This is a genomic window from Streptomyces sp. NBC_01335, assembly GCF_035953295.1.
Taxonomy (GTDB): Bacteria; Actinomycetota; Actinomycetes; order Streptomycetales; family Streptomycetaceae; genus Streptomyces.
The window spans coordinates 4,894,705-4,907,899 of sequence record NZ_CP108370.1 but is presented as its reverse complement, the minus strand read 5'-3'; the positions used below and the strand labels follow the sequence as shown (position 1 = coordinate 4,907,899).

At 73.7% G+C, this 13,195-nt stretch carries 11 protein-coding genes; 4 read left to right on the top strand and 7 right to left on the bottom strand.

Annotated features, from left to right (window positions below):
* Positions 1–9: 9 nt before the first annotated feature.
* Positions 10–708 (bottom strand): response regulator transcription factor, encoded by a 699-nt coding sequence (locus tag OG599_RS21160; RefSeq protein WP_327177545.1) that lies wholly within the window; start codon positions 706–708, stop codon positions 10–12.
* On the bottom strand, positions 705–1,991 hold the full coding sequence (locus OG599_RS21155; RefSeq protein WP_327177544.1) for a PspC domain-containing protein: 1,287 nt from the start codon (positions 1,989–1,991) through the stop codon (positions 705–707). The genes OG599_RS21160 and OG599_RS21155 overlap by 4 nt, the downstream gene beginning before the upstream one ends.
* A gap of 121 nt (positions 1,992–2,112) precedes the next feature.
* Here OG599_RS21155 and OG599_RS21150 point away from each other — a divergent pair, with 121 nt between their 5' ends.
* Together OG599_RS21150 and OG599_RS21145 are read left to right on the top strand one after the other, a co-directional pair.
* The gene (locus OG599_RS21150) at positions 2,113–3,579 is read left to right on the top strand and encodes a PspC domain-containing protein (RefSeq protein WP_327177543.1); all 1,467 of its coding nucleotides are present in this window, start codon (positions 2,113–2,115) and stop codon (positions 3,577–3,579) included.
* The gene (locus OG599_RS21145) at positions 3,566–3,829 is read left to right on the top strand and encodes a hypothetical protein (protein WP_327177542.1); all 264 of its coding nucleotides are present in this window, start codon (positions 3,566–3,568) and stop codon (positions 3,827–3,829) included. The genes OG599_RS21150 and OG599_RS21145 overlap by 14 nt, the downstream gene beginning before the upstream one ends.
* Here OG599_RS21145 and OG599_RS21140 read toward each other — a convergent pair.
* Positions 3,736–4,251 (bottom strand): DoxX family protein, encoded by a 516-nt coding sequence (locus tag OG599_RS21140; protein WP_327177541.1) that lies wholly within the window; start codon positions 4,249–4,251, stop codon positions 3,736–3,738. The genes OG599_RS21145 and OG599_RS21140 overlap by 94 nt on opposite strands.
* 186 nt (positions 4,252–4,437) lie before the next feature.
* On the opposite strand from OG599_RS21140, the gene OG599_RS21135 reads away from it, so the two are divergent.
* The gene (locus OG599_RS21135) at positions 4,438–4,887 is read left to right on the top strand and encodes a hypothetical protein (RefSeq protein WP_327177540.1); all 450 of its coding nucleotides are present in this window, start codon (positions 4,438–4,440) and stop codon (positions 4,885–4,887) included.
* A gap of 387 nt (positions 4,888–5,274) precedes the next feature.
* Here the strand turns inward: OG599_RS21135 and OG599_RS21130 are convergent, their stop codons facing one another.
* Both OG599_RS21130 and guaA read right to left on the bottom strand, forming a co-directional pair.
* On the bottom strand, positions 5,275–6,543 hold the full coding sequence (locus OG599_RS21130; RefSeq protein WP_327177539.1) for a hypothetical protein: 1,269 nt from the start codon (positions 6,541–6,543) through the stop codon (positions 5,275–5,277).
* A gap of 237 nt (positions 6,544–6,780) precedes the next feature.
* On the bottom strand, positions 6,781–8,376 hold the full coding sequence (gene guaA / locus OG599_RS21125; protein ID WP_327177538.1) for a glutamine-hydrolyzing GMP synthase: 1,596 nt from the start codon (positions 8,374–8,376) through the stop codon (positions 6,781–6,783).
* 323 nt (positions 8,377–8,699) lie between these two features.
* Between guaA and OG599_RS21120 the strand changes: the two genes are divergently transcribed.
* The gene (locus tag OG599_RS21120; RefSeq protein ID WP_327177537.1) at positions 8,700–9,035 is read left to right on the top strand and encodes a chorismate mutase; all 336 of its coding nucleotides are present in this window, start codon (positions 8,700–8,702) and stop codon (positions 9,033–9,035) included.
* A gap of 332 nt (positions 9,036–9,367) precedes the next feature.
* On the opposite strand, the gene OG599_RS21115 is transcribed toward OG599_RS21120, so the two are convergent.
* Both OG599_RS21115 and OG599_RS21110 read right to left on the bottom strand, forming a co-directional pair.
* The gene (locus OG599_RS21115) at positions 9,368–11,230 is read right to left on the bottom strand and encodes a GMC family oxidoreductase (protein WP_327177536.1); all 1,863 of its coding nucleotides are present in this window, start codon (positions 11,228–11,230) and stop codon (positions 9,368–9,370) included.
* A 114-nt stretch (positions 11,231–11,344) separates the two neighbouring features.
* A complete protein-coding gene (locus OG599_RS21110; RefSeq protein ID WP_327177535.1) occupies positions 11,345–13,051 on the bottom strand; it encodes a succinic semialdehyde dehydrogenase in 1,707 nt (568 codons plus the stop codon).
* Positions 13,052–13,195: the final 144 nt, after the last annotated feature.

The window sequence follows — 13,195 nt, the reverse complement described above, 5'->3', positions numbered from 1 at the left end:
TGACGGGCGTCAGACCAGGCGGCGCGCCGTCGCCCAGCGGGTCAGCTCGTGGCGGTTGGAGAGCTGGAGCTTGCGGAGCACCGCGGAGACGTGCGACTCCACCGTCTTCACCGAGATGAAGAGCTGCTTGGCGATCTCCTTGTACGCGTAGCCCCGGGCGATCAGCCGCAGCACCTCGCGCTCGCGCTGGGTGAGCCGGTCCAGGTCCTCGTCGACCGGCGGGGCGTCCGTGGAGGCGAAGGCGTCGAGCACGAAGCCGGCCAGGCGGGGCGAGAAGACCGCGTCGCCCTCCTGGACCCGGAAGACCGAGTTGACCAGGTCGTCGCCGGTGATCGTCTTGGTGACGTAGCCGCGGGCGCCGCCCCGGATGACCCCGATGACGTCCTCGGCCGCGTCGGAGACGGAGAGCGCGAGGAAGCGGACCGGGTTCTCGGCGGCCGACATCAGCGGGGCGCAGCGGCGCAGTACCTCGACGCCGCCGCCGCCGGGGAGGTGGACGTCGAGGAGGACGACCTCGGGGCGGGTCGCCGTGATGACGGTGACGGCCTGGTCGACGTCGGCGGCCTCGCCGACGACCTCGACCCCGGTCTCCTCGGTGCGGCCGATCTCGGCCTGGACACCGGTGCGGAACATCCGGTGGTCGTCCACGAGGACGACCCGTACCCGGCGTTCCGGTCCCTGGGTCGTCGCTTCGGTGTTCTCGGTCATTCGCCCGCCCTCTCCATCTCCAGCTCGACTTCCGTGCCACCACCGGGCACCGACCGGAGCCGGGCCGTACCGCCGTTGCGCCGCATCCGGCCGACGATCGATTCTCGTACACCCATGCGGTCCTCGGGGACCGCGTCCAGGTCGAACCCGGGCCCCCGGTCGCGTACGGAGATGAAGACCGTCCGGCCCTCGACCTCCGCGTAGACCTGGACCGCGCCGCCCTCGCCACCGTACTTGGCGGCGTTCACCATCGCCTCGCGCGCGGCCTGGAGCTGGGCGGTGGTCTTCTCGTCCAGCGGGCAGTCGCCGACCACGACGACCTCCAGCGGGACGCCGTGCTTGTCCTCGACCTCGGCGGCGGCGCGCTTCACGGCCTCGGCGAGGGTGGCCGGCTCGTCGTCGGCGTCCTTGCCGGTGCCGCCGGGGTCGTACAGCCAGTTCCGCAGTTCGCGTTCCTGGGCGCGGGCCAGTCTGCGGACCTCTCCGGCGTCCTCGGCGTTGCGCTGGATCAGGGTGAGGGTGTGCAGCACCGAGTCGTGGACGTGGGCGGCGACCTCGGCGCGTTCCTGGGCGCGGATGCGCATCAGGCGTTCCTCGGAGAGGTCCTGGGTCATGCGGACGAGGTAGGGGCCGGCGAGCAGCGCGATGCCGGTGAGCACCGCGATGGCGGCGGTGAGGACGTTCCCGAGCTGGGCGGCCGAGCCGCGCACCACCAGGAACGCGGCGAGCCCGAGGCCGACGAGCGCGACCCCGGCGAGACCGCGCGCCAGGTGCAGCATGCTCCGGCGGCGGCCCACCTCCATCCACTGGGCGCGGCGGGCGTTGTCGGCCTGCCGCCAGACCAGCACGGAGCCGGCCCCGATGAGGAGGATGGGCCAGATGTAGCGGTCGGCGCCGCTGCCCATGTTCACGTTGGCGAGGAAGATCAGGGCGCCGACGAAGAGCCCGACGAGCGCGAAGACCTGCCCCCGGTCGGGCTTGCGGAGCCGGCGGCTGCCGTCCGGAGCCGTGATGAAGAGGGAGCGCGGGGCCTCGACGCCGCCGACGCCGAGGGGCACCACGATCCAGAACACCGCGTAGAGCACCGCGCCGAGGCCGTCCGCCATGAAGAGGCCGAGGAAGACGAGCCGCACCCAGGCGACCGGCAGCCCGAGGTGTCCGGCGAGGCCGCGCGCGACGCCGCCCAGCATGCGCCCCTCGGCGCTGCGGTACAGCTTGCGCGCCGGTGGCTCCTCCGGGTCGGTGGCCGGTGCACCGGCGGCTCGGGTCGTGGCGGTTGGCATGGTCCGATCGTCACACGTCCGGGTGGGCCGGGACATCAGGGACGGCCCCTACTCCCATATCAGGGAACGACCAGGGTCGCCGTGGGTCCCACGGGGGCCTCCGGGCCGTCACCATGGAGCCATGACCGCTTCCCCGCCCGCCGCGCCCCCCGGCGAGGCGCCCCCCGGCGCACCGAAGAGCGCACCGAAACCGCAGCTGAGGCGGAGCCCCCGGCAGAAGGTGGTGGCGGGGGTGTGCGGCGGCCTCGGCCGGTACTTCGACGTGGACCCGGTCATCTTCCGGGTGGTCCTCGGGGTGCTCGCCGTCGCGGGCGGCACCGGGCTGATCCTCTACGGCTTCGCGTGGCTGCTGGTTCCGGTGGAGGGCGAGGAGGAGAACGAGTTCCGCGGGCTGCTCTCCGGCCGGGTGGAGGGGCCGCCGCTGGTGGCGCTGCTCTTCGCGCTGGTCGGCTGCGGGCTCTTCCTCTCGATGATCAACAACGGCGGGGTCCTGGCGTTCGCCGCGCTGCTGGTGCTGGCGGTCGCCGGGTTCGCGGTGTGGACGAGGCACGGCCGGCCCGCCGCCACGGACGAGGAACCGGACCGGGCCGCCCGGGACGGCCGGGACGACCGGGCCGCCGGGGACTCCGTACCTTCCGCGCCCCGCACCGCCCCGGCGCCGGCGCCCTCCGGCCGGGGCTCGGTGCCGCCGGAGGTCCAGGCGCCCCCGGCGCCGGCCGGGCCGTCGTGGTGGCGGGACCCGATCGTCAAGGACGGCACGACGGGGCCGGTGGGCGCGGGGTACCTGTGGGGCCCGGCGGACGCGGTGCCGGGCTCGGCGGGCGAGGCGGACGGGCCGGGCCGGGCGCGCGGCGGACACCACGGGGCACCGCACCACGGGCCGCACCGGAAGCACCCGGCGCACGGGAGGCACGTGCCGCCGGTCGCCACCGATCCGCGGGAGAGGACGCACGGGCCGCACTCGATCGGGGGCCTGGTGCGGTTCCTGGCGATCGTCGCCGGGGTGGCCGCCGCCTGGCCCGGCTGGGGCAGGCACCCGCTCGGCGAGAGCCTCCAGATCGGGGCGGTCGCGGCGCTCGCCGTCCTCGGGGTGGGGCTGCTGGTCGCCTCGTTCTTCGGCCGGACCGGTTTCGGCACGCTGGTGTTCGCGCTGCTCGTCACGGGGGTGCTCGCGGCGTCGACCGTACTGCCGAGGGACATCGGGACGACGTGGGCGCGGACCGAGTGGCGTCCCGTCACCGCCGCCCAGCTGCGGCCGTCCTACGACATCGGGGCCGGTACCGCCCGCCTCGACCTGTCCGGGCTGCCGGTCCCGCTGGGAACAGCCCTCTCCACCCGGGTGGAGGCGGGGGCCGGGCGCGTGGTGGTCGTCGTCCCGCAGGACGCGACGGTCCGGGTGCGGGCGGAGGTGGGGCTCGGGGACGTGACCCTGCCCGGCGATCCGGCCGGCCAGGACGTCGACATCGCCCCGGACCGGCAGACCACCCGCACCCTGGCGCCCCCCAGGGGCGCGGACCCGGCCGGCACGATCGAGCTGCGCCTGGAAGTCGGTCTCGGACAGGTGGAGGTCACCCGTGCTGCTTCATGAGTTCCGGCCGGGCCGCGCGCTGGCCGGCCTGACCCTGCTGGCCCTGTCCGCCGGGTACGCGGCCGACTGGGCCGGGGCCTGGCAGGCGCCGTGGGTGTTCTTCGCCGCGGTGCTGGGCGGCGGGCTCTTCCTCGCCGCCGTGGCCGCCTGGGTCGCCTACAGGCTCCGGCGGCGGCGCGGCGGCAGGAGCGTGCCCAGCGAGAAGGGCCCCGATCCGGCGAGCAGCAGCGGCAGCCAGGCCATGAGGTAGACGAGGTCGTTGCCGTAGTAGTACGGGGTCGCCTGCCAGCTCACGGTGAGCCAGAGGCTCAGCGAGATCAGCGCGCCGCCGAGCGCGGCGAGCCGGCCCCAGAGCCCGAACAGGGTGCCGAGGCCGACGGCGAGCTCGCCGAGCGCGATGGCGTACCCGAAGCCGACCGGGCTGTGCAGCGCCAGGTCGACGAGCCAGGGGGCCCCGGCGGAGTCGCGGACCCCGCGCATCTGGTCGCCGATCGAGCCGGCTCCGCTCGACGACAGGAAGGCGCTGTCCGTCAGCTTGTCGAGCCCGGCGTAGATGAAGGTGACGCCGAGGAAGACCCGCAGCGGCAGCAGCGCGTAGGTGCGCGCCAGCTCGCTCAGCCCCTTCGGTTCGCCGGGAACGCGTCCGTAACCGTTGCTTCCGTGGCCCTGCATGAACTGCCCCACCTTTCCGTTGCCCCGTCAACAGACCATACGTAAGAACATACGTACGTGGGCGCGCGCGGGGGTGCAAGGTCCGTCCGACGTACGCCGGAGCGGCCTGTCACGGCTCTGCACCGCTTCCGTCCCGGTGGGCGATACGGGTGGCGGTGCGGGCGGGTCCTCGCGGACGATGCCCGCATGACGGATACGCCCAACTCTCCCGATCTCGCGGACCGTTCGGAAAACCCCGACGCCCACGCGGGCACGGACCCCCACGGGGACACGGACGCCTCCGGGAGAACGGACCGCCCGGCCCGCCGCACGCTCGTCACCCTCCTCGTGGTGACCGCCGTGCTCCTGGTCCCGCTGCTCCTCGGGTTCTGGTACACCGCCGAGGAGGCGATCCGGAACAAGAGCGTCAGCGACTGGCAGGGCAACCACGAGACGAAGCTCGCGCTGCAGCGCACCGCGCTGGTGCTCTTCGGGGTGCCGGCCCTCTGCGCCGCGTGCGGGTGGATCGTCGCCGGGCTCCGCGACCGGCCCGCCGCCGTGCCCGTCGCGCGCTCCGTGCTGACCGGTGCGGTCCTGGTCTGGCTGGTCCTCGCCGGATCCGTCTTCACGACCTTCATGGCGGCGCCCGAGTTCTGAGCGGTCCGGGCCCGGCTCTCCGCGCCCCCGGACCGAAATGGGCGCGCACCGTTCTGGCCCTCTGTCATACCGTCGGGCGGGCGGACCCGGAGGTTCGCACACACGCGAGACCCGCCGAGCCCGGACACGGGAGGCGGCATTCGAGGGCGCGGGAGAGCCCGTGCCCGGATCGGAGTACCGGATGCGCCCGCCACCCGTCCCGCCCCCGCAGGGCTGGTTCCCCTGCCCGTGCTGCGGACACCAGATGTAGCCGTGCTCCGGGGCCGGAGGACGTGACGGCGCTGTACTGGTGGCGCCCCACCTTCTGGCGGCGCGGCGAACCGCCCGCGGAGCGTGGGGGGCCTCACTCCTGACGTCCGTGGCCCACGCCCCCGTTCCTCCCCGGTGTCAGTCCGTCACGTCGATCCGGCAGCTGTTGGTCTCCACCCCGGCGGCAGTCACCACCTGCACGTCCACCGAGCCGGGTTCGACCTCCACCGGGACGGGCACGGTGAGGACGGTGTCGGTCGGGTTGGCGAAGCCGCCGGGGACCGGGATCAGCGGGACGTGGACGTGGACCGTCCCTATCCGCACGACGAGCCGGGCCAGCCCGGCCGGGCCGCCCGCGCCGGGCGGTACGAAGCCGGCGCCCCGGATCTCGATGTCGTCGCCGGTACGGATCGGGGCGTCCAGATCGCCGGCCTCGCGGGCCCGGACGACCGACAGGACCACCGGGCGGCCGCCCTCCGCGTACTTCCCCGCGAAGTAGGTCGCCGCCGAGACCGCCACCAGCAGCGCGAGCCCCCACGGCAGGTCCGGGAGCTGCTCGGGGCGGCGGGCGAGGCGGACCGCCGCGAAGAGCACCGCGACGCCGCTCACCAGCACGTACTGCACGTCCGTGAAGCTGCCGCGGCCGGAGTCGTCGGTCAGCAGGTCGGCGGCGCGCGGCCGGTCGGCCCGGATCTTCTGGAGCCGCTGCGCCAGCACCCGTACGGAGACGACCCGGCGGACGACGACGGCGACGGCGCAGACCAGCGCCAGCACCGTCAGCACCCCCGCCGAACGCATCAGGTCCAGCCCCTCGATGAGCGCGTCGCGCTCGGCGTGGTCGGAGGCCCCGGCGAGCTGGAGGGAGAGCACCAGGACGGCGAAGGCGGCGAGCAGCACCCAGGCGGCGGCGACGGTCCGCGAGGTGGAGAGCCGGTTGTCCTCGCCGATGAGCGGGGCGAGCAGCCCTCCGCGCGCCCGGTGGTACGAGGCGCCGGCGGCCAGCAGCGCGGCGGTGACGAGTCCGGCGATCAGCCCGGCGGTACGGGCGGTGGACCAGCCCGGGCCGATCGCGGTGGCGGTCTCACCGAGGACGAGGGCGACGAGCGCGACCGCGATGACGGCGAGGGTGCGCAGCCGCACCTCGTGGAGCCAGGCGTCACCGGCTTCCCGGCTGCGGTCGGCGACCGCGCGGGCGGCGCCGGTCAGCTCGTCGGAGACCCACTGCCGGGAGGCGGAGGGCGACTGCGCCACCCCGGCGGGAAGTCCCTTCCCGGCGGCGTACTCGTCCCGTTTGGCGAGGAAGGCGGCGACCGCGCGCCGGTGTCCTTCGCGTGCTCCGTGCGGGCAGTCGCCGCACGTACAGCCCCCGCCGTGCGCCCTGCTTGCCCTCGCCTCGTCCAACGCCACGACCTGTGCCGCCCTTTCCCGCCCCGGTACAGCCAACTCACTTACGTTTTTTGTGAATTGTGCCGTACCGGGGGCCTTCGGGCCGCATCGGGTCGGCCCGGCCGCCCGGTTTCGCGCACCTGTGCCACCGCGGGGCAGCGCCCGTGCCACCGCGGGGACGGCGGAGGGGTCCGGACACGGCGATGCCGCCGCTCCCACGGGGGAAGCGGCGGCATCGTCAGGGGGCTTCGGGGAGGGTCACTCCCACTCGATCGTCCCCGGCGGCTTGCTCGTCACGTCGAGGACGACGCGGTTGACGTCGGCGACCTCGTTGGTGATGCGGGTGGAGATCTTCGCCAGCGTCTCGTACGGCAGGCGCGACCAGTCGGCCGTCATGGCGTCCTCGGAGGACACCGGGCGCAGCACGATCGGGTGGCCGTAGGTGCGGCCGTCGCCCTGGACGCCGACCGAGCGGACGTCGGCGAGGAGGACCACCGGGCACTGCCAGATCTCGCGGTCGAGACCGGCGGCCGTCAGCTCCTCGCGGGCGATGGCGTCGGCCTCGCGGAGCAGGTCGAGGCGCTCCTTGGTGACGTCACCGACGATGCGGATGCCCAGGCCGGGGCCGGGGAACGGCTGGCGCTGGACGATCTCCTCGGGCAGGCCGAGCTCCTGGCCGACCATCCGGACCTCGTCCTTGAACAGCTGGCGCAGCGGCTCGATGAGCTCGAACTCGATGTCGTCGGGGAGACCGCCGACGTTGTGGTGCGACTTGATGTTGGCCGTGCCGGTGCCGCCGCCGGACTCGACGACGTCCGGGTAGAGGGTGCCCTGCACGAGGAAGGCGACCTGCTCGCCGTCGGCCGCGCCCTCGGCGATGATCTCGGCCTGGGCCTGCTCGAAGACGCGGATGAACTCGCGGCCGATGATCTTCCGCTTCTGCTCCGGGTCGGAGACCCCGGCGAGCGCGTCGAGGAAGCGCTTCTCGGCGTCGACGACCTTCAGCTGGACGCCGGTGGCGGCCACGAAGTCCTTCTCGACCTGCTCGGTCTCGCCCTTGCGCATCAGGCCGTGGTCGACGTAGACGCAGGTCAGCTGGGAGCCGATGGCCTTCTGCACGAGGGCCGCGGCGACCGCGGAGTCCACGCCGCCGGAGAGGCCGCAGATGGCCCGCTTGGTGCCGACCTGCTCGCGGATGAGCGCGACCTGTTCCTCGACCACGTTGGTGGTCGTCCAGGTCGGCTCGATGCCCGCGCCGCGGTAGAGGAAGTGCTCCAGGATCTGCTGCCCGTGGGTCGAGTGCATGACCTCGGGGTGGTACTGGACGCCGTAGAGGCGCTTCTCGTCGTTCTCGAAGGCGGCGACCGGGACGACGTCGGTGGACGCGGTCACGGTGAAGCCCTCGGGGGCGGCGGAGCAGGCGTCGCCGTGCGACATCCAGACGGCCTGGTCGTCGGGGGTGCCCTCGAAGAGGGTGGAGCCCGACTTGGTGACCTTGAGCGGGGTACGGCCGTACTCACGGGCCCCGTTGTCGTCGACGGTGCCGCCGAGCGTGGTCGCCATCAGCTGGAAGCCGTAGCACATGCCGAAGACCGGGACCCCGGCCTCGAACAGCGAGCGGTCGAGCGAGGGCGCCCCTTCCGCGTACACCGAGGACGGGCCGCCGGACAGGATGATCGCGCGGGGGTTCTTCGCCAGCATCTCGGCCACCGGCATGGTGGACGGGACGATCTCGCTGTAGACCCGGGCCTCACGGACGCGACGGGCGATGAGCTGGGCGTACTGCGCGCCGAAGTCGACGACGAGAACCACGTCGGTGGTCATGTCGGGGGCGGCGGGGGGTGCTGCTGGCACGAGGCGGCCTTCCGGCGGTGAGGGGTGTCGGTCCTTCAATGTTACCGGCCGCGGCGAAGCGGCCTTCCGCTTCGCGTTCCCGGGGCCGTCCCGCCATCCGGACCCCCCGTCGGGTGCCGGGCCGGGCGGGTCCATACTGGCTGTCATGCGTCAGTACACGACCTCCGTCTTTACCTATGGCATCCGGCCCGCCGGGTGTCATGGTCGTGCTGCTTGAGCAACTGACGAGCGACCTTCCAGACGCCCCGGGCCGACAGGCCCGGGGCGTCTTGGCGTTCGGGGGCCGTCGGGCCGGGGCCCCTATCCCGACCGGGAGTCCGACCATGAGCACCATCACGAACACGACCGCCGCCACCACGCCTGCCGCGCGGCCCTCGAAGACCGCGACCGAGGCGACCGGCGCGCACACCGAGGAGGCCGCCGCGCTGATCGGCGGCGCCCGGGAGCGCATCGACGCGCTGGACGACCGGATCATCGGCCTGGTCCAGGAGCGGATGGCGGTGTCGGCGGTCATCCAGGAGGCGAGGATCACGTCCGGGGGCCGCCGGGTGAACCTCGCCCGCGAGATGGAGGTGCTCAGCCACTTCCGGGACGCGCTCGGGAAGCCCGGCACCCCGCTCGCGATGACGCTGCTGGAGCTCTGCCGCGGCCAGGTGTGAACCCGGCGTACCCGGGCGTACCGGCGGCGTGCCCCCGCGCGCAGGGCTGTACGGCCGCACCCCCGTTCGGTCCCGGTCTCACCCGTACGGAGCGTGACCGGCCCGGACCGGCCTTCGTTGTTCGGGGTGTGTCCGCGTCGGCCAGGGGCGGCATCGGCAGGAAGAAGCGCGTGGCTCCGCCAGGACGTGTGACGTATCTCAGGTGCGTCGTGGGACCGCGTCCCGGCGTACGTGACCGGTCGGCAGGGGACAGCAGCCCGGTCACCCGTGTGGGGGCCGGCTCCGGGGACGCCCGGGGCCGGCCCCCACTGGTCTGTCCGCAGGGGTTGCTGTCACACCTTCGGCAGCTTCGGCGGTACGGCCGGGATGCCCAGGAACGGCAGCTTCAGCGCGCCGAACGCCTCCTGGGGCACCGCCGGGGTGGCCGGCTTCACCGGTGACAGCCGCTGGTACGCCTCGCCCTGCGCCGGTCGCGGGTCCGGCTCGCCCTTGTTGGGCCAGAACGACATGGCGCGTTCGGCCTGCGCGGTGATCGTCAGCGACGGGTTGACGCCGAGGTTGGCGGAGACCGCCGAGCCGTCGACGACCGAGATGCCGGGGTGGCCGTGGAGCCGGTGGTACGGGTCGATGACGCCCTCGGCCGCGCTCGCCCCGATCGGGCAGCCGCCGAGGAAGTGCGCGGTGAGCGGGGTGCCCATCAGCTCGCCGATGTTGGAACCGGCGAAGCCGTTGATCTCCTCGGCGAGCAGCGAGGCGCTCTGCGTCGCCTCGGCGATCTGCGTCGGGTTCGGTGCGCCGTGCCCCTGCCGGGCGGTGAGCAGGCCCTTTCCGATGCCGCTCGGCTTGCGGTAGGCGGTCAGCGAGTTGTCGAGCGACTGCATGACGAGCCCGATGATGGTCCGCTCGGACCACTTCCGGTTGGAGAGCGAGCGGGCCGCGACGGTGGGGTGCCTGACCACCCGGGAGAGCCAGGCGAGCACCCGCCGCTTCGCGTACGGCACCTGCAGGATGGTGAGGCCGCCCATGGCGTTGGAGCCCTTGCCGTAGCGGACCGGTTCGATGTGGGTGCTGGCGTCGGGGTGGATCGACGAGGTGATGGCGACGCCCTTGGTGAAGTCGGGCTTCGTGCCGTGCTTGCGGCGGTAGCGGCGGTCGCTGGTCTGCGCGCCGACCAGCCCCTCGGAGTTGGTACGGGTCAGCTCGCCGAGCCGGTCCGAGAGCCGGGGCAGCCGTCCCTCGTCCTTCATCCGGTGCAGCAGGGTCTGGGTGCCGTACGTGCCCGCCGCGACGATCACGTGGCGGGCCCGGAGCGTACGGGGCGCGGCCTTGCGGCGGCGGTCGGTGGGGACGGTCTCGACCCGGTGGCCGCCCGCCGGGTCCTCGGTGACGGCGAGCACCGTGGTCATGGGGTGGATGACCGCACCGGACTTCTCGGCGAGGTGGAGGTAGTTCTCGGTGAGGGTGTTCTTCGCCCCGTGGCGGCAGCCGGTCATGCACTCGCCGCACTCGGTGCAGGCCTTGCGGGCGGGCCCCGCGCCGCCGAAGTACGGGTCGGCGACCGTGCCGCCGGGCTCCGCCTTCGCCGTGCCGTCGGCGTCCCGGCCGTCGCCGAAGAACACCCCGACCGGTGCCAGGTGGAAGGTGTCGCCGACGCCCATCGCCTCGGCGGTCGCCTTGAGGTGCACGTCGGAGGGGGTCGTCGTCGGGTTGAGCCGGACCCCGAGCATCCGGGTGGCCTGGTCGTAGTAGGGCCGCAGCTCGTCCTGCCAGTCGGTGATGGCGGCCCACTGGCGGTCCTCGAAGAACGCGGCGGGCGGGACGTACAGGGTGTTCGCGTAGTTCAGCGAGCCGCCGCCGACCCCGGCTCCGGCCAGCACCATGACCTTGCCGAGGAGGTGCACCCGCTGGATGCCGTAGAGGCCGAGGGCGGGGGCCCAGAGGTAGTTCTTCAGGTCCCAGGAGTTCTTGGGCAGCGTCCCCGGGGTGAAGCGGCGGCCCGCCTCCAGGACGCCGACCCGGTACCCCTTCTCGGTCAGCCGGAGCGCGGAGACCGCGCCGCCGAACCCCGAGCCGACGACGAGGACGTCGTAGTCGAACGCGGGGCCGGAAGCGGGGCCGGAAGCGGGGCCGGAAGCGGTGCCCGAAGCGGGGCCGCCGCTGTCGGCCTGGTTGCGGGCAGGGCTGTCCTCGGGCATGGCTCTCCTCGTCGCGAACCTCGGGTGGAACCTTCTGATCTGTACGGATGTCAGCGGTCACGGACCCGGTACGAGGCTTCACGACCCCGGCCGGCCCGGACCGTGCCGGATGGGTCAGCGCAGCCGGAACGCCTTCATCGCCTTGAGGCTGCGGCTCATGAACGCCGCGTACTTCTCGTCGTCCATCCCGAAGGACGGGGCGAGCGGGATCAGCCGCTGCTGGGCGACGGTCTGCGCCTCGGTGTACTTGAGGATGCCCTCGGAGCCGTGCCGGCGGCCGAGTCCGGAGTCCTTCATGCCGCCCATCGGGGACCCCACGCTGCCGTAGGCGGAGGCGTACCCCTCGTTGATGTTGACGGTGCCGGTGCGCAGCCGGGCGGCGACCCGGTGGCCGCGGCGGGCGTCCGTGGTCCAGACGCTGGCGTTGAGGCCGTACGGGGTGGCGTTGGCTAGGGCGATCACCTCGTCCTCGTCGGTGAAGCGGTAGAGGGAGACGACCGGGCCGAAGGTCTCCTGGGCGCAGACCTCCATGGGCGCCTCGACGCCTTCGAGGATGGTCGGCTCGTAGAAGAGCGGGCCGATGTCGGGGCGCGCCTTCCCGCCCGCGACGAGGGTCGCGCCCTTGGCGACGGCCTCGTCCACGTGCCGGACCACGGCCTCCAGCTGGCGTTCCCCGGCGAGCGAGCCCATGTCGGCGCCGTACGCGAGGGAGCCGCCGAGCCGCATCGCCCTGGTGCGGGCGGCGAAGCGGGCCACGAAGTCGTCGGCGACGGACGCGTGGACGTAGAGCCGCTCGATGGAGATGCAGAGCTGGCCGGCGGAGGAGAAGCAGGCGCGGACGGCTCCGGCGGCGGCCTTCTCCACGTCGGCGTCGGCGAGCACCAGCATGGCGTTCTTGCCGCCGAGCTCCAGCGAGACGCCGACGAGCCGGGCCGCCGCGCCCTGGGCGACCTCGCGGCCGGTGCGGGTGGAGCCGGTGAAGGAGACGTAGTCCGCGCGCTGGACGACCTCGGGGCCGACGACCGGGCCCTCGCCGAGCACGACCTGGAAGACCTCGGCGGGCAGTCCGGCCTCGATCAGGAGGTCACGGGCCCAGAGCGCGGTGAGCGCGGTCTCGGTGTCGGGCTTCATCACGACGGCGTTGCCGGAGACGAAGGCGGGCAGCGCGTCGCCGACGGAGAGTTCCAGCGGGTAGTTCCACGGGGCGATCTGGCCGACGACCCCGCGCGGCTGGCGCAGCTCGGTGACCTTGGTGAGGGCCGGTACGACTCCGGTGTGCCGCTTCGGGCGCAGGTACGCGGCGGCCTTGCGCCCGTAGTGGCGGGAGGCGACGGCGACCGCCAGCACCTCCTCGTGGGCGTGCAGCCGGGCCTTGCCGGTCTCCAGCTGGATGAGGTCGAGGACCTCGGCCTGGCGCTGGAGGACGAGGTCGTGGAAGCGGAGCAGCACGGCGGCCCGGGCGCGTACGGGGGTGGCGGCCCAGGCGGGCTGGGCGGCGCGGGCCCGTTCGAAGGCGGTCGCCACGTCCTCGGGGGTGGACTCCGGCAGGTCGGCCAGCTTCTCGCCGGTGAGGGGGGTGTGGTTGGCGGTACGTCCGGAGCCGACGACCCCGCGGACCAGCCGGGCGACCAGGTCGGGGGTGACCACGTCGGCCGCCGTGCGTACGCCCGCGGGGGCCGCCGCCACCGGGTTGGTGCCCGGGGCGGCCGTCGCCGCCCGCGCGTCGGGGGCCAGCGGCTCCGACACCTCGGGGTCCGCCGCCCCGGGGTCCGATGCCTTGGGGGCCGCTGCCGTCGAGTCCGCTGCCTGCGAGTCCGTCATGAGGGCGAGGGTAGGTCCACCGGGCGACTTTGGGTACCCGTGGGTAACACCCTTTTCACACTCCCCACACTCAGCCAGTGATCACTGGCGAAATAACCGCTGATCAGGGCGGTTCCCGGCGCGGGAGGGGGGGGAACGCGGAGC